The sequence below is a fragment of the Kosakonia oryzendophytica genome (assembly GCF_027886705.1).
Classification (GTDB): Bacteria; Pseudomonadota; Gammaproteobacteria; order Enterobacterales; family Enterobacteriaceae; genus Kosakonia; species Kosakonia oryzendophytica.
Genome location: NZ_CP115659.1, coordinates 508,245 through 522,499 on the forward strand (window position 1 = coordinate 508,245; position 14,255 = coordinate 522,499).

A 14,255-nucleotide genomic window follows, 5' to 3' on the forward strand; every position below is an offset into this window, starting at 1 on the left:
TTACGGAGAGTAAAAATGAAAGTTCGTGCTTCCGTCAAGAAATTATGCCGTAACTGCAAAATCGTTAAACGTGATGGCGTCATCCGTGTGATTTGCAGTGCCGAGCCGAAACATAAACAGCGCCAAGGCTGATTATTTCGCATATTTTTCTTGCAAAGTTGGGTTGAGCTGGCTAGATTAGCCAGCCAATCTTTTGTATGTCTGTACGTTTCCATTTGAGTATCCTGAAAACGGGCTTTTCAGCATGGTGCGTGCAAGTAAAATTATAGGAGTGCATAGTGGCCCGTATAGCAGGCATTAACATTCCTGATCAAAAACATGCTGTGATCGCATTAACTTCGATCTACGGTATCGGCAAAACCCGCTCTCAAGCTATTCTGGCTTCTGCGGGCATCGCTGAAAATGTTAAGATCAGTGAGCTGTCTGAAGAACAAATCGACACGCTGCGTGACGAAGTTGCCAAATTTGTCGTTGAAGGTGATCTGCGCCGTGAAATTAGCATGAGCATCAAGCGCCTGATGGATCTTGGTTGCTATCGCGGTTTGCGTCATCGTCGTGGTCTCCCGGTTCGCGGTCAGCGTACCAAGACCAACGCACGTACCCGTAAGGGTCCGCGCAAACCGATCAAGAAATAATCGGGGTGATTGAATAATGGCAAAGGCACCAATTCGTGCACGTAAACGTGTAAGAAAACAAGTCTCTGACGGCGTGGCTCATATCCATGCTTCTTTCAACAACACCATCGTTACTATTACTGATCGTCAGGGTAACGCGCTGGGTTGGGCAACAGCCGGTGGTTCCGGTTTCCGTGGTTCTCGCAAATCCACTCCGTTCGCAGCTCAGGTTGCGGCAGAGCGTTGCGCTGAAGCCGTAAAAGAATATGGCATCAAGAATCTGGAAGTTATGGTTAAGGGACCGGGTCCGGGTCGCGAATCTACTATTCGTGCACTGAACGCCGCTGGTTTCCGCATCACTAATATTACTGATGTGACTCCGATCCCTCACAACGGTTGTCGTCCGCCGAAAAAACGTCGCGTATAACGCGCTCGTTTTCTAGGATTGTTGGAGAAAGAAAATGGCAAGATATTTGGGTCCTAAGCTCAAGCTGAGCCGTCGTGAGGGCACAGACCTGTTCCTTAAGTCTGGCGTTCGCGCGATCGATACCAAGTGTAAAATTGAACAAGCTCCTGGCCAGCACGGTGCGCGTAAACCGCGTCTGTCTGACTATGGTGTGCAGTTGCGTGAAAAGCAAAAAGTTCGCCGTATCTACGGTGTGCTGGAGCGTCAGTTCCGTAACTACTATAAAGAAGCAGCACGTCTGAAAGGCAACACCGGTGAAAACCTGTTGGGTCTGCTGGAAGGTCGTCTGGACAACGTTGTATACCGTATGGGCTTCGGCGCCACTCGTGCAGAAGCACGTCAGTTGGTTAGCCATAAAGCAATCATGGTAAACGGTCGTGTTGTTAACATCGCTTCTTACCAGGTTAGTCCGAATGACGTGGTTAGCATTCGTGAGAAAGCGAAAAAGCAATCTCGCGTGAAAGCCGCTCTGGAGCTGGCTGAGCAGCGTGAAAAGCCAACCTGGCTGGAAGTTGATGCTGGCAAGATGGAAGGTACGTTCAAGCGTAAGCCGGAGCGTTCTGATCTGTCTGCGGACATTAACGAACACCTGATCGTCGAGCTTTACTCCAAGTAAAGCTTAGTACCAAAGAGAGGACACAATGCAGGGTTCTGTGACAGAGTTTCTAAAACCGCGCCTGGTAGATATCGAGCAAGTGAGTTCGACGCACGCCAAGGTGACCCTTGAGCCTTTAGAGCGTGGCTTTGGCCATACTCTGGGTAACGCACTGCGCCGTATTCTGCTCTCATCGATGCCGGGTTGCGCGGGGGGGGGGGGGGGGGGGGGGGGGGGGGGGGGGGGGGGGGGGGGGGGGGGGGGGGGGGGGGGGGGGGGGGGGGGGGGGGGGGGGGGGGGGGGGGGGGGGGGGGGGGGGGGGGGGGGGGGGGGGGGGGGGGGGGGGGGGGGGGGGGGGGGGGGGGGGGGGGGGGGGGGGGGGGGGGGGGGGGGGGGGGGGGGGGGGGGGGGGGGGGGGGGGGGGGGGGGGGGGGGGGGGGGGGGGGGGGGGGGGGGGGGGGGGGGGGGGGGGGGGGGGGGGGGGGGGGGGGGGGGGGGGGGGGGGGGGGGGGGGGGGGGGGGGGGGGGGGGGGGGGGGGGGGGGGGGGGGGGGGGGGGGGGGGGGGGGGGGGGGGGGGGGGGGGGGGGGGGGGGGGGGGGGGGGGGGGGGGGGGGGGGGGGGGGGGGGGGGGGGGGGGGGGGGGGGGGGGGGGGGGGGGGGGGGGGGGGGGGGGGGGGGGGGGGGGGGGGGGGGGGGGGGGGGGGGGGGGGGTGACAGAGGTTGAGATTGATGGTGTACTTCATGAGTACAGCACCAAAGAAGGCGTTCAGGAAGATATCCTTGAAATCCTGCTCAACCTGAAAGGGCTGGCGGTGAGAGTTCAGGGGAAAGATGATGTTATTCTCACTCTGAATAAATCTGGCATTGGCCCTGTGACCGCAGCCGATATCACCCACGACGGTGATGTCGAAATCGTCAAGCCGCAGCATGTGATCTGCCACCTGACCGATGAAAACGCATCCATTAGCATGCGTATCAAAGTTCAGCGCGGTCGTGGTTATGTGCCGGCGTCTGCCCGAATTCATTCGGAAGAAGATGAGCGCCCGATCGGCCGCCTGCTGGTTGACGCGTGCTACAGCCCTGTAGAGCGTATTGCCTACAATGTTGAAGCAGCACGTGTTGAACAGCGTACCGACCTGGACAAGCTGGTCATCGAAATGGAAACCAATGGCACAATCGATCCTGAAGAGGCGATTCGTCGTGCGGCAACCATCCTGGCAGAACAACTGGAAGCTTTCGTTGACTTACGTGATGTACGTCAGCCGGAAGTCAAAGAAGAGAAACCAGAATTCGATCCGATCCTGCTGCGCCCTGTTGACGATCTGGAATTGACTGTCCGCTCTGCTAACTGCCTCAAGGCAGAAGCTATCCACTATATCGGTGATCTGGTACAGCGTACCGAGGTTGAGTTGCTGAAAACGCCGAACCTGGGTAAAAAATCTCTTACCGAGATTAAAGACGTGCTGGCTTCACGTGGTCTGTCTCTGGGTATGCGCCTGGAAAACTGGCCACCGGCAAGCATTGCTGACGAGTAACCGGATCACAGGTTAAGGTTTTACTGAGAAGGATAAGGTCATGCGCCATCGTAAGAGTGGTCGTCAACTGAACCGCAACAGCAGCCATCGCCAGGCCATGTTCCGTAACATGGCAGGTTCTTTGGTTCGTCATGAGATCATCAAGACGACTCTGCCGAAAGCCAAAGAGCTGCGTCGCGTAGTTGAGCCGCTGATTACTCTTGCCAAGACTGATAGCGTTGCTAATCGTCGTCTGGCATTCGCCCGTACTCGTGATAACGAGATCGTGGCAAAACTGTTTAACGAGCTGGGCCCGCGTTTCGCGAGCCGTGCAGGTGGCTACACTCGTATTCTGAAGTGTGGCTTCCGTGCTGGTGACAATGCTCCGATGGCTTACATCGAGCTGGTTGATCGCGCCGAGCCGAAAGCAGAAGCTGCTGCAGAGTAATCTGTGGTAACGTAAAAAGACCCGCTTCGGCGGGTTTTTTTATATCCTCTGCCCCACCTCTTTCCTACAATATACGTATCTTTTTTGTTCATCCCTCTGGAGACCAATAATGTGGTTGCTTGATCAGTGGGCAGAACGACATATTATCGATGCCCAACAAAAAGGTGAGTTTGATAATCTGCCGGGTAACGGTGAGCCTCTTACGCTGGACGACGACTCACATATTCCGTCTGAGTTGCGTGCAGCATATCGCTTGCTGAAAAATGCAGGCTGTATTCCTCCTGAGCTGGAGTATCGCAAAGAAGCTGTCGCGTTAGCTGACCTCCTCCATACTGTGCAGCCTGATCATCCACAGCACCATGAACTGCAGCGTCGTCTAGCGTTAATTGAGCTGAAACTGCGGCAAGCTGGATTAAGCACTGACTTTCTGCGTGGCGAGTACGCGACGAAATTACTGAATAAAATTAATGAGGAGTAGCCATGTACCGCATCGGTGAAATTGCAAAGCTGGCTGACGTTACGCCAGATACAATCCGTTATTACGAGAAACAGGAGATGATGGATCACGAAGTGCGTACGGAAGGCGGTTTTCGTCTTTATACGGATAAAGATCTGCAACGCCTTAAATTTATTCGTCACGCCAGACAGTTGGGTTTCACTTTGGAGTCCATTCGCGAATTGTTATCTATCCGTATTGACCCCGAGCATCATACTTGCCAGGAGTCGAAAAGCATTGTGCAGTCCCGTTTAAGCGAAGTCGAAGCACGAATTGATGAGCTGCAAGCCATGCGTCGATCGCTACAGAAGCTAAATGATGCCTGCTGTGGTACGGCGCACAGCAGTGTTTATTGTTCTATTCTTGAGGCGCTTGAACAAGGAGCGAGTGCAGGTACGGGTACCGGTTCACCTGTCTGTTGATCTTTTACGCAGAGGGATCTACACTCCGCGCGTTTAAACACACAATCTGGAGTAGTTATGAGTCGCTATCAGCATACGAAGGGGCAGATCAACGATAACGCCATTGAGGCACTCTTGCATGACCCACTGTTCCGACAACGGGTCGAGAAGAATAAGAAAGGGAAAGGAAGCTATCTGCGTAAAAACAAACATTCAAAACGAGGTTTTCAGGAGGGCAGTGGCAAACAAGCGAATCGCTTCTTTACCACTGCCCTTCTTATTGCAGCTTAACTCCGGTTATTCTGCTCTTTCAGCAAATCGCGGATTTCGCTCAACAGCACCTCTTCTTTGCTCGGTGCAGGTGGTGCCTTTGGCTCTTCTTCTTGCTTGCGTTTCAGCTTATTGATCAGCTTAATCGCAATGAAAATAGCAAAGGCGACAATAATAAAGTCAAATATGTTCTGGATAAACACACCGTAATGCATGACGACTGCGGGAACATCGCCTTGCGCATCACGCAATGTCAGTGCGAACGATTTAAAATCGATCCCGCCAATTAATAATCCCAACGGCGGCATGATGATGTCAGCGACCAAAGACGACACTATTTTGCCGAAAGCTGCACCGATGATCACACCGACGGCTAAATCCACAACATTTCCGCGCATCGCGAATTCACGGAACTCTTTTAAAATGCTCATATCTCTCTCCATGTGCAGGCTGTCACGGTAAGTCTAACAAAATACCGATCAAATTCCATTTGTGGAAATAACTCGCCGGATTTCTTAACCCTGATAAAGAAAGGGATTAAAAAAAGGCGCCTTAAGCGGCGCCCGGATGATTACAGGAAAAATGGGCTAGGCTGGAACAAACGCTCAACGTCAGTAATATATTTTTTATCGGTTAAAAACATGATTACATGGTCGCCTTGTTCAATACGTAAATTATCATTGGCGATCATGACATCATTGCCTCGCACGACAGCCCCAATAATTGTGCCCGGCGGCAGTTTGATATCGTCAATCACACGACCCACAACGCGTGAAGTGGTTTCGTCTCCGTGGGCAACCGCCTCAATTGCCTCAGCGACACCGCGACGAAGTGAAGAAACACCGACAATATCTGCTTTGCGTACGTGACTAAGCAGCGCGGAAATAGTCGCTTGTTGAGGAGAGATTGCAATATCGATAACACTGCCCTGTACCAGATCGACATAGGCGCGGCGCTGGATCAGCACCATCACTTTTTTTGCCCCCATGCGTTTGGCAAGCATCGCGGACATAATATTCGCTTCATCGTCGTTGGTAACGGCAATAAAGAGATCTACTTGATCGATGTGCTCTTCCGCCAGTAATTCCTGATCTGAAGCGTCACCATAAAATACAATGGTATTTTGCAGTTTCTCCGCCAGTTCCGAAGCACGCTGCTGATCGCGTTCGATCAACTTCACGCTATAATCTTTTTCCAGTCGATGCGCAAGACCGGCGCCAATATTTCCGCCGCCAACTAACATAATGCGTTTATAGGGTTTTTCCAGGCGTTGTAATTCGCTCATTACGGCGCGTATATGCTGTGATGCGGCAATAAAAAATACTTCATCGCCTGCTTCCACTATCGTTGACCCCTGGGGACGAATAGGGCGATCGTGGCGGAATATCGCGGCAACACGGGTATCAATATGTGGCATGTGCTCGCGCATCGTCGACAGTGCGTTACCGACAAGTGGACCGCCATAATAGGCTTTAACTACGGCCAGGCTCACTTTTCCTTCGGCAAAATTCACCACTTGCAGCGCGCCCGGATATTCTATCAGGCGATAAATACTGTCGATGACAAGTTGCTCGGGCGCAATCAGATGATCGATTGGCACGGCCTCGGAATGGAAGAGTTTATCCGCATCGCGAACATAATCCGGCGAACGGATTCGGGCGATGCGATTTGGTGTATTAAACAGCGAGTAGGCAACCTGGCAGGCAACCATATTAGTTTCGTCTGAGCTGGTAACCGCCACCAACATATCCGCATCATCGGCACCTGCCTCGCGCAGCACGCGTGGATGTGAACCATGCCCTTGTACAACACGCAAATCGAATTTGTCCTGCAGGCTGCGCAGGCGATCGCCATTGGTATCGACAACGGTAATATCGTTATTCTCACCGACCAGGTTTTCAGCCAGCGTACCGCCGACTTGCCCCGCACCCAGAATAATTATTTTCATCTGTTGTGACCCGCTGCTCTCATCACTGTTTGATTATCTTAGCGTAAAAGAAGCCATCGCCTTCTTCCGCGCCAGGCAGATTTTGCTGCCCGGGCTGCTCAAGCGAACCTGTCTGGATAAGCTTCGCATTCGGCGTCCGGGTTAAGAATGCGGCAACCTGCAGACTATTTTCTTCCGGCAGAATTGAGCAGGTCGCGTATACCAGCGTACCGCCTGTTTTCAGATGCGGCCAGATAGCATCCAGAATTTCGGACTGAAGCTGTACAAGTTCCGGGATATCGCGCTCACGACGCAGCCACTTAATGTCCGGATGGCGGCGAATAACACCGGTTGCCGAGCATGGCGCATCCAGAAGAATGCGATCAAATTGTTCATCTTCGCACCACTGGGTCGGGAAGCGCCCGTCACCTTGTTTCACCTGCGCTTTCATACCCAACCGTTTCAGGTTGTCATAAACGCGTGACAAGCGTTGTTCATCAATATCCACAGCAAGTACGTCAGCATCCGGCGCAGCTTCAAGAATATGCGTGGTTTTACCGCCTGGTGCAGCGCAGAGATCGAGGATCCGTTCGCCGTTTTCAGGAGCAAGGAGCGGGATACACCCTTGCGCAGATGCATCTTGTACGGTCACCCATCCTTCTGCGAACCCCGGCAAGGCAGTAACGGGCGCCGCAGTTTCCAGGCGTATGGCGTCCGGATAGTCAGGATGAGAGAAGCCGTGCAGACCTGTTTCTTCCAGCAGCGCCAGCCAGCTATCGCGTGTATGGTGCTGGCGATTTACTCGCAGCCACATGGGGGGACGCTGATTGCTGGACTCCACAATATGTTGCCACTGCTGTGGATATGCCTTTTGCAGTCGTTTTAGCAGCCAGGTCGGGAACAGGTACTTGTTTTCGCTCTTGGCGAACTCAGCCAGCAGCTCTTCTTGTTGGCGTTGAAACTGGCGTAACACGCCGTTAATCAATCCCTTAAGTTGTGGCCGTTTGATGGCCACTGCGCCTTCAACCGTTTCTGCCAGTGCAGCATGGGCAGGAATACGGGTATGCATCAGTTGGTAAAATCCAACCATGATAAGGTAATGTACCGTGCGTTGTTTGCCGGTCATCGGGCGCGACATGAGCTTATTAATAAGCCAATCGAGCTGTGGTAATACGCGTAACGCACCAAAGCACAGTTCCTGCAGCAGTGCTTTATCTTTATCGGATACTTTTTGTTGTAACGGCGGCAGAATATTGCTGAGCGATTGCCCTTGTTCCACTACCTGTTCGATGGCCTGTGCGGCCATACTGCGCAAATTGAATTGTTTTTTCATAAGGATAAAAATAAAAACGCCCGGCAGAACCGGGCTCAAAATCAATATCAGGCCAGAAGATTGCCGGGAACAAACCACTCCCGCCGCGAATTTAGAAGATCTTGCGCACTCATGGCTTTTTTACCTGCGGGCTGCAGCGATTCCAGGTTCAATATGCCATCAGCCGTTGCAACTTGGATGCCGGCTTTCGACGTCTCGAGAATCGTGCCAGGAACCGCAGTTGTGGATGACGGAATCACTGACGCTTTCCATACTTTGATCGGCTGCTCGTCAATCACGAACCAGCTCATCGGCCACGGATTAAAAGCGCGAATGCATCGCTCCAATTGAGCCGCGCTCAAGGACCAATCGATACGCGCTTCTTCTTTGCTCAGTTTTTCTGCATAGGTGACCAGCGCTTCATCCTGCACTTGCGGCTCGGCACGTCCCTGCGCTAACTGCTGCAACGTATCGAGTAACCCCTGAGGGCCGAGCTGAGCCAGTTTATCGTACAGCGTAGCACTGGTATCTTCGGCAGTGACAGGACAGGAAAGTTTGTACAACATGTCTCCGGTATCAAGACCAACGTCCATCTGCATGATGGTAACGCCAGTTTCCGCATCGCCGGCCCATAATGAGCGCTGAATAGGTGCGGCACCGCGCCAGCGTGGAAGCAATGAGCCATGAACATTGATACAGCCAAGACGCGGCATTTCCAGTACGGATTTGGGGAGAATCAATCCATAGGCCACCACCACCATCATATCAGCGTTAAGGTTGGCGATCAGTTGCTGGTTTTCCTGAGCACGTAACGATACTGGCTGAAACACGGGCAGACCTTTTTCTTCTGCCAATACCTTAACCGGGCTGGGCATCAGTTTTTTTCCACGGCCAGCAGGGCGGTCGGGTTGGGTGAACACGCCGACTATCTGATGTTCAGAAGACAGCAGCGCGTCAAGATGACGCGCTGCAAAGTCCGGGGTGCCGGCGAAAATAATACGTAACGATTCTGACACGTTTATCCCTTCAGCCCGTATTACGCACGGGCGTTCATGCGATCCAGTTTTTCAACTTTCTGACGAATACGTTGGCGTTTCATCGGCGACAGATAATCGATAAACAATTTGCCCACCAGATGATCCATTTCATGCTGGATACAGATCGCCAGTAAGCCGTCAGCCTCCAGCTCAAATGTTTTTCCATCACGATCGAGCGCGCGGATTTTTACTTTCTCAGCACGCGGAACAAGCGCGCGCTGTTCCGGAATTGACAGGCAGCCTTCTTCGATACCTGTTTCACCGCTTTTTTCCAGCAGTTCCGGGTTAATCAGCACCAGTTGCTCATCGCGGTTTTCTGACACATCGATAACGATAATGCGCTGATGAATATCTACCTGGGTTGCAGCCAGGCCAATGCCTTCTTCTGCGTACATCGTTTCAAACATATCATCGACGATACGCTTGATGTCCGCATTCACTTCTTTTACCGGCGTAGCGACTTTGCGAAGACGCTCGTCCGGAATATGTAACACATGCAAAACTGCCATAAATATCCAGAGTCGTGTTCAGGAGTTGGTGAGAATATTACCTCTATTCTAGACAAATCCCCTTCCGATTGACAGCATCAGTGACCAATCGCAAGGATTGGCGGGGCGGCTTGTGGCAGGGAGGAAGGATGACACCCACGGAGATTTGGCTGCGTTTAATGCAGGTTGGCGATTTGTGTGGCGACCGATGGCTAAATACGGAGCAATGGCTGTCACAGAATCAAGAATATACACCTGATGCGCTCCAACACATTGGTTTGACCGCAGCACAGACCCGACGATTTTTTTCACTCACGCAGAGTGAAATTGAGCGAACCCTTTCCTGGCTTGCTGCACCGGATCATCATTTAATTCTTGCCAGTGACGAGGCATACCCCATGTCACTTCGCGCGACGGATGATTACCCTGGCGCGATCTTTGTGAAGGGGACGATTTCGGTACTAAAAACAAAACAACTGGCGGTCGTCGGAAGTCGGGCGCACTCGTGGTATGGCGAACGTTGGGGGCGAACCTTTTGTGGGATGCTTGCAGCCAGTGGGTTAACGATCACCAGCGGGCTGGCATTAGGGATCGATAGTGTTGCTCATCGTGCTGCTTTAGATGCGAACGGCAAGAGTATTGCTGTTTTGGGGAATGGTTTACATCATATTCATCCGCGCCGGCATGCATCTCTGGCTGCACAATTGATCGAGCGAGGTGGAGCCCTTGTGTCAGAATTCCCTTTGCAGGCGCCGCCTTTGCCTGGGCATTTTCCTCGCCGCAACAGGATTATTAGCGGGCTTAGCCTGGGTGTACTCGTCGTCGAAGCTGCCGTGCGCAGCGGTTCCCTGGTCACTGCCCGTGCTGCGCTTGAACAAGGCCGTGAAGTGTTTGCTCTGCCAGGGCCAATTGGTAGCCCTGGCAGCGAAGGGCCCCACTGGCTAATTAAGCAGGGAGCAACACCGGTGACATCGGCAGAAGAGATCCTCGAAAATTTGCAAAATGATCTCAATTGGCTACCTGAATCACGCGAAAAAACAATTTATTCATCAGATCAAGAAAGCGCGGCATTGCCATTTCCTGAGCTCCTGGCTAACGTAGGAGATGAGGTAACACCTGTTGACGTCGTCGCTGAACGTGCCGGCCAACCTGTGCCAGTTACTGCATCACAATTGCTTGAACTGGAGTTAGCAGGATGGATCGCAGCTGTACCCGGCGGCTATGTCCGATTGAGGAGGGCAAGCCATGTTCGACGTACTAATGTACTTGTTTGAGACTTACATCCATAACGAAGTTGAAATGCGTGTGGATCAAGACAAACTGGAACGGGATCTTACCGACGCCGGATTTGATCGTGAAGACATCTACAATGCACTTCTCTGGCTGGAAAAGCTGGCTGATTATCAGGAAGGCCTTGTCGAACCGATGCAGCTTGCTTCTGATCCGCTCTCTGTGCGTATTTATACTGCGGACGAGTGCGAAAGGCTGGATGCCAGTTGCCGGGGGTTTTTATTATTCCTCGAGCAGATTCAGGTGCTAAACCTCGAAACGCGAGAAATGGTGATTGAACGTGTGCTGGCGCTGGATACGGCAGAGTTCGAACTGGAAGATCTGAAATGGGTCATTCTGATGGTGCTCTTCAATATTCCAGGATGTGAGAACGCATACCAGCAAATGGAAGAATTACTCTTTGAAGTGAATGAAGGTATGCTGCACTAATCATTTTTGCAGCTTCAAGAGTCGTTATGGCCAAATCAGCACTGTTTTCGGTGCGTAACAATGAGCCCTGCCCACAATGCGGGGCTGAACTTGTTATTCGCTCCGGGAAACACGGTCCGTTTCTCGGATGCTCACATTATCCGGAATGCGATTATGTACGCCCCCTGAAGAGCCAGGCGGACGGACATATCGTTAAAGTTCTGGAAGGGCATGTTTGCCCTGAATGCGGTGCCACCATGGTGCTGCGTCAAGGGCGTTTTGGTATGTTTATTGGTTGTAGCCAGTATCCTGAGTGTGAACATACCGAGCTGATTGATAAACCCGACGAGACGGCAATAACCTGCCCTCAGTGTCAGAATGGGCATCTGGTGCAGCGCCGCTCCCGATATGGTAAGACCTTCTACTCCTGCGATCGCTATCCTGATTGCCAGTTCGTCATTAATTTCAAGCCAGTGGCGGGCGAATGCCCTGTGTGCCGCTACCCGCTACTTATAGAAAAGAAAACCGCGCAGGGTGTGAAATGCTTTTGCGCCAGTAAACAATGTGGACAGCCGGTAACGGCGGAACAAACTCGTGAAGAATAACCTGCCAACAGACCCAATCGCTGCGGCGGTAGAGGTTTTGAATAAAGAACACGTCATCGCATATCCAACAGAAGCTGTTTTCGGCGTCGGTTGTGACCCGGACAGCGAAATCGCGGTTCATCGCCTGCTTGAACTGAAGCAACGCGCGGTTGAAAAAGGATTGATCCTGATTGCCGCAAGCTTTGAACAACTGAAACCCTATATTGATGACAGCATGTTGACCGATGCGCAGCGTCAGACGATTTTTGCCAGTTGGCCCGGCCCGGTGACTTTTGTCTTCCCGGCGAAGCCTACGACGCCTCGTTGGTTGACAGGCCGTTTCGACTCGTTGGCTGTGCGCGTTACCAATCATCCGGATGTCATTGCGCTGTGTGAGGCGTACGGCAAGCCGCTGGTATCGACCAGCGCTAACTTGTCTGGCTTACCACCTTGCAGAACTGCAAAAGAAGTGGCTGAGCAGTTCGGCGTGGATTTTCCGGTCATTGATGCGCCAACAGGAGGACGACAGAATCCTTCTGAAATCCGGGATGCTCTAACCGGCGAACTTTTCCGTCAGGGGTAATCATATGGAATCCTATGCAGTTTTTGGTAATCCCATCGCGCATAGCAAATCGCCTTTTATTCATCAGCAGTTTGCTACGCAACTGTGTATTGATCATCAATATGGTCGTGTGCTTGCGCCGGTGAATGATTTTGTGAATACACTGGAGTCCTTTTTTGCCGGAGGCGGAAAAGGGGCCAATATTACAGTGCCTTTCAAAGAAGAAGCTTTTGCCCGCGCTGATGAACTGACCGAACGTGCTGCGCTTGCTGGGGCGGTCAATACACTAAAGCGACTAGAAGATGGCCGCTTACTCGGAGACAACACGGATGGAATTGGCCTGCTGAGCGATCTCGAACGTCTGGCATTTATCCGCCCGGGGTTTCGCATTCTTCTGATCGGTGCGGGTGGCGCCGCGCGGGGTGTATTGCTTCCCTTGCTCTCATTGGACTGCGCGGTAACCATTACTAATCGCACAGGGGCTCGTGCAGAAGAGCTGGCTCGACTCTTCGCCCATACGGGGAGTGTTGATGCGGTAGCCATGGATGACCTGGCTGACCATGCATTTGATCTTATTATCAATGCCACTTCCAGCGGGATTGGTGGAGACATTCCCGCATTGCCGGAAGCCATCATTCACCCTCAGACATATTGCTACGACATGTTTTATCAGAAGGGGAATACGCCATTCCTTGCCTGGTGCGAAAAGCTGGGCGCAAAGAATTGTGCCGATGGTCTGGGCATGCTGGTGGGACAAGCGGCCCATGCCGTGCTGTTGTGGCATGGTGTACTGCCTGACGTTGAACCTGTCATTAACTCCCTGAAGCTGGAACTGGCGAAATGAATCAGGCCATCCAGTTTCCTGATCGCGAAGAGTGGAATGTCTCAGCGCAGGCGGTCTTTTTCCCCGCGCTGGTCAATGGTATGCGACTCAGCTGTGCAATCAAAGGTGAAGTACTGGCACGACGTTTTGGTAGTGCAGCGCCAGAAGAGCATCTGGCGCTGTTTCGTGAATATCGCTGGGATTTAGAAGAGGAGGCTGAGCAACGTATTCGGCAGCAAGAAGAAGATGATCAGGGCGTTGTCTGGCTGTCCTGATCAATGTATTCGTCTTTCCACTTCACATAGTTATTTGCGGAGTATTTCAGCCCTTCTATTTCCGCTTCCTTCAGGGGGCGGATTTGTTTTACCGGGCTTCCCAGATAAAGATAGCCACTCTCCAGGCGCTTATTTTGGGGAACCAGGCTGCCAGCCCCGATCATTACGTCATCTTCTATTATGGCACCATCAAGTAAAATCGATCCCATACCGACCAGAACCCGATTACCAATAGTGCAACCGTGTAACATCACTTTATGTCCCACAGTAACATCTTCACCAATGATCAGCGGGTCGCCTTCAGGATTAGATGATGATTTATGTGTGACGTGCAGAACGCTGCCATCTTGAATATTGCTGCGCGCACCTATCTCTACATAATTCACATCACCCCGGATCACGACTAACGGCCAGATCCCAACATCATCAGCAATCCGGACATCGCCAATGACCACACTCGTAGCATCGACCATGACTCGTTGACCAATGCGAGGGAAAAGATCTTTATATGGACGTAAAGCAGCAGACATAATTACCTCATCAAATACTGACCCAGATAATGACTGTGATCGGAAGAAAGATCTTCTGCAAGCCATTTACATATCATTATTTGAACACATCGTACGGGATCGCAGCGGAAAGAATGAAAAAACAGCACTTAGAAAAAAAGATCGCAAAAAGACTTGTGCTTAAAATTGGGATCCCTATAATGCGCCTCCGTTGACACGACAACGTGAATCACTT

The 14,255-nt window shown here is 52.3% G+C and carries 20 protein-coding genes and 2 pseudogenes; 16 read left to right on the forward strand and 6 right to left on the reverse strand.

All coding sequences use genetic code 11. The features are described 5' to 3' along the window. The first annotated feature begins 15 nt into the window (after positions 1-15). From rpmJ to O9K67_RS02465, 10 genes and pseudogenes are all read left to right on the forward strand, one after another. Positions 16-132: a 50S ribosomal protein L36 gene (gene rpmJ, locus O9K67_RS02420; protein WP_000868187.1), complete on the forward strand. Its 117-nt coding sequence runs from the start codon at positions 16-18 to the stop codon at positions 130-132. A 146-nt stretch (positions 133-278) separates the two neighbouring features. After that, positions 279-635 carry a 30S ribosomal protein S13 gene (rpsM, locus tag O9K67_RS02425; protein ID WP_061492931.1) on the forward strand — a complete coding sequence of 119 codons (357 nt, stop codon included), beginning with the start codon at positions 279-281 and terminating at the stop codon, positions 633-635. A gap of 16 nt (positions 636-651) precedes the next feature. Beyond that, positions 652-1,041 carry a 30S ribosomal protein S11 gene (gene rpsK, locus O9K67_RS02430; RefSeq protein WP_002919257.1) on the forward strand — a complete coding sequence of 130 codons (390 nt, stop codon included), beginning with the start codon at positions 652-654 and terminating at the stop codon, positions 1,039-1,041. A gap of 34 nt (positions 1,042-1,075) precedes the next feature. Further along, the gene (gene rpsD / locus O9K67_RS02435) at positions 1,076-1,696 is read left to right on the forward strand and encodes a 30S ribosomal protein S4 (protein ID WP_003031138.1); all 621 of its coding nucleotides are present in this window, start codon (positions 1,076-1,078) and stop codon (positions 1,694-1,696) included. Between the two features lie 25 nt (positions 1,697-1,721). Continuing rightward, positions 1,722-1,886: pseudogene (locus tag O9K67_RS02440) on the forward strand (DNA-directed RNA polymerase subunit alpha); the annotation flags it as partial. 491 nt (positions 1,887-2,377) lie between these two features. After that, positions 2,378-3,211 (forward strand): annotated as a pseudogene (locus O9K67_RS02445) (DNA-directed RNA polymerase subunit alpha); the annotation flags it as partial. Positions 3,212-3,251: 40 nt separating this feature from the next. After that, positions 3,252-3,638, forward strand: a complete 387-nt coding sequence (gene rplQ / locus O9K67_RS02450) for a 50S ribosomal protein L17 (protein WP_002919206.1) — start codon at positions 3,252-3,254, stop codon at positions 3,636-3,638. A 109-nt stretch (positions 3,639-3,747) separates the two neighbouring features. Further along, positions 3,748-4,116, forward strand: a complete 369-nt coding sequence (locus tag O9K67_RS02455) for a DnaJ family domain-containing protein (RefSeq protein ID WP_061492932.1) — start codon at positions 3,748-3,750, stop codon at positions 4,114-4,116. A gap of 2 nt (positions 4,117-4,118) precedes the next feature. Beyond that, complete coding sequence (zntR, locus tag O9K67_RS02460) at positions 4,119-4,556, forward strand: Zn(2+)-responsive transcriptional regulator (RefSeq protein ID WP_061492933.1); 438 nt, start codon at positions 4,119-4,121, stop codon at positions 4,554-4,556. A gap of 57 nt (positions 4,557-4,613) precedes the next feature. Further along, positions 4,614-4,826, forward strand: coding sequence for an alternative ribosome-rescue factor A (locus O9K67_RS02465; protein ID WP_061492934.1), 213 nt, complete (start codon positions 4,614-4,616; stop codon positions 4,824-4,826). Here O9K67_RS02465 and mscL read toward each other — a convergent pair. The 5 genes from mscL to def form a co-directional block, all read right to left on the reverse strand. Next, on the reverse strand, positions 4,823-5,236 hold the full coding sequence (gene mscL / locus O9K67_RS02470) for a large-conductance mechanosensitive channel protein MscL (RefSeq protein WP_061492935.1): 414 nt from the start codon (positions 5,234-5,236) through the stop codon (positions 4,823-4,825). The genes O9K67_RS02465 and mscL overlap by 4 nt on opposite strands. Before the next feature lie 140 nt (positions 5,237-5,376). Continuing rightward, positions 5,377-6,753, reverse strand: coding sequence for a Trk system potassium transporter TrkA (gene trkA / locus O9K67_RS02475; protein ID WP_061492936.1), 1,377 nt, complete (start codon positions 6,751-6,753; stop codon positions 5,377-5,379). A 22-nt stretch (positions 6,754-6,775) separates the two neighbouring features. Next, positions 6,776-8,065, reverse strand: a complete 1,290-nt coding sequence (gene rsmB / locus O9K67_RS02480) for a 16S rRNA (cytosine(967)-C(5))-methyltransferase RsmB (protein WP_061499734.1) — start codon at positions 8,063-8,065, stop codon at positions 6,776-6,778. A 47-nt stretch (positions 8,066-8,112) separates the two neighbouring features. Beyond that, positions 8,113-9,060: a methionyl-tRNA formyltransferase gene (fmt, locus tag O9K67_RS02485; protein WP_061492937.1), complete on the reverse strand. Its 948-nt coding sequence runs from the start codon at positions 9,058-9,060 to the stop codon at positions 8,113-8,115. A gap of 20 nt (positions 9,061-9,080) precedes the next feature. Beyond that, positions 9,081-9,590: a peptide deformylase gene (def, locus tag O9K67_RS02490; RefSeq protein ID WP_061492938.1), complete on the reverse strand. Its 510-nt coding sequence runs from the start codon at positions 9,588-9,590 to the stop codon at positions 9,081-9,083. A 128-nt stretch (positions 9,591-9,718) separates the two neighbouring features. Between def and dprA the strand changes: the two genes are divergently transcribed. From dprA to O9K67_RS02520, 6 genes are read left to right on the forward strand one after another with little or no spacing between them, the layout of a single operon-like run. Then, positions 9,719-10,843 carry a DNA-protecting protein DprA gene (gene dprA, locus O9K67_RS02495; RefSeq protein WP_061492939.1) on the forward strand — a complete coding sequence of 375 codons (1,125 nt, stop codon included), beginning with the start codon at positions 9,719-9,721 and terminating at the stop codon, positions 10,841-10,843. After that, a complete protein-coding gene (gene smg, locus O9K67_RS02500; RefSeq protein ID WP_061492940.1) occupies positions 10,815-11,288 on the forward strand; it encodes a DUF494 family protein Smg in 474 nt (157 codons plus the stop codon). Before dprA ends, smg begins: the two co-directional genes overlap by 29 nt. A 26-nt stretch (positions 11,289-11,314) precedes the next feature. Then, the gene (locus O9K67_RS02505) at positions 11,315-11,872 is read left to right on the forward strand and encodes a DNA topoisomerase family protein (protein ID WP_061492941.1); all 558 of its coding nucleotides are present in this window, start codon (positions 11,315-11,317) and stop codon (positions 11,870-11,872) included. Continuing rightward, on the forward strand, positions 11,862-12,434 hold the full coding sequence (gene tsaC, locus O9K67_RS02510) for an L-threonylcarbamoyladenylate synthase type 1 TsaC (RefSeq protein ID WP_061492942.1): 573 nt from the start codon (positions 11,862-11,864) through the stop codon (positions 12,432-12,434). Before O9K67_RS02505 ends, tsaC begins: the two co-directional genes overlap by 11 nt. A gap of 4 nt (positions 12,435-12,438) precedes the next feature. After that, on the forward strand, positions 12,439-13,257 hold the full coding sequence (aroE, locus tag O9K67_RS02515; protein WP_061492943.1) for a shikimate dehydrogenase: 819 nt from the start codon (positions 12,439-12,441) through the stop codon (positions 13,255-13,257). Further along, positions 13,254-13,511: a DUF1488 family protein gene (locus O9K67_RS02520; protein WP_061492944.1), complete on the forward strand. Its 258-nt coding sequence runs from the start codon at positions 13,254-13,256 to the stop codon at positions 13,509-13,511. The genes aroE and O9K67_RS02520 overlap by 4 nt, the downstream gene beginning before the upstream one ends. Here O9K67_RS02520 and O9K67_RS02525 read toward each other — a convergent pair. Continuing rightward, positions 13,487-14,041, reverse strand: a complete 555-nt coding sequence (locus O9K67_RS02525) for a gamma carbonic anhydrase family protein (RefSeq protein ID WP_061492945.1) — start codon at positions 14,039-14,041, stop codon at positions 13,487-13,489. The genes O9K67_RS02520 and O9K67_RS02525 overlap by 25 nt on opposite strands. Between the last annotated feature and the right edge of the window lie 214 nt (positions 14,042-14,255).

What these genes read in the sequence shown, in the direction of transcription:
- dprA (WP_061492939.1), top strand. Translation starts at nt 9,719, where the DNA reads ATGACACCCACGGAGATTTGGCTGCGTTTAATGCAGGTTGGCGATTTG.
- O9K67_RS02455 (WP_061492932.1), top strand. Translation starts at nt 3,748, where the DNA reads ATGTGGTTGCTTGATCAGTGGGCAGAACGACATATTATCGATGCCCAA.
- O9K67_RS02505 (WP_061492941.1), top strand. Translation starts at nt 11,315, where the DNA reads ATGGCCAAATCAGCACTGTTTTCGGTGCGTAACAATGAGCCCTGCCCA.
- trkA (WP_061492936.1), bottom strand. Translation starts at nt 6,753, where the DNA reads ATGAAAATAATTATTCTGGGTGCGGGGCAAGTCGGCGGTACGCTGGCT.
- O9K67_RS02520 (WP_061492944.1), top strand. Translation starts at nt 13,254, where the DNA reads ATGAATCAGGCCATCCAGTTTCCTGATCGCGAAGAGTGGAATGTCTCA.
- O9K67_RS02525 (WP_061492945.1), bottom strand. Translation starts at nt 14,041, where the DNA reads ATGTCTGCTGCTTTACGTCCATATAAAGATCTTTTCCCTCGCATTGGT.
- aroE (WP_061492943.1), top strand. Translation starts at nt 12,439, where the DNA reads ATGGAATCCTATGCAGTTTTTGGTAATCCCATCGCGCATAGCAAATCG.
- rsmB (WP_061499734.1), bottom strand. Translation starts at nt 8,065, where the DNA reads ATGAAAAAACAATTCAATTTGCGCAGTATGGCCGCACAGGCCATCGAA.
- zntR (WP_061492933.1), top strand. Translation starts at nt 4,119, where the DNA reads ATGTACCGCATCGGTGAAATTGCAAAGCTGGCTGACGTTACGCCAGAT.
- smg (WP_061492940.1), top strand. Translation starts at nt 10,815, where the DNA reads ATGTTCGACGTACTAATGTACTTGTTTGAGACTTACATCCATAACGAA.
- rpsD (WP_003031138.1), top strand. Translation starts at nt 1,076, where the DNA reads ATGGCAAGATATTTGGGTCCTAAGCTCAAGCTGAGCCGTCGTGAGGGC.
- def (WP_061492938.1), bottom strand. Translation starts at nt 9,590, where the DNA reads ATGGCAGTTTTGCATGTGTTACATATTCCGGACGAGCGTCTTCGCAAA.
- O9K67_RS02465 (WP_061492934.1), top strand. Translation starts at nt 4,614, where the DNA reads ATGAGTCGCTATCAGCATACGAAGGGGCAGATCAACGATAACGCCATT.
- rplQ (WP_002919206.1), top strand. Translation starts at nt 3,252, where the DNA reads ATGCGCCATCGTAAGAGTGGTCGTCAACTGAACCGCAACAGCAGCCAT.
- rpsK (WP_002919257.1), top strand. Translation starts at nt 652, where the DNA reads ATGGCAAAGGCACCAATTCGTGCACGTAAACGTGTAAGAAAACAAGTC.
- rpmJ (WP_000868187.1), top strand. Translation starts at nt 16, where the DNA reads ATGAAAGTTCGTGCTTCCGTCAAGAAATTATGCCGTAACTGCAAAATC.
- mscL (WP_061492935.1), bottom strand. Translation starts at nt 5,236, where the DNA reads ATGAGCATTTTAAAAGAGTTCCGTGAATTCGCGATGCGCGGAAATGTT.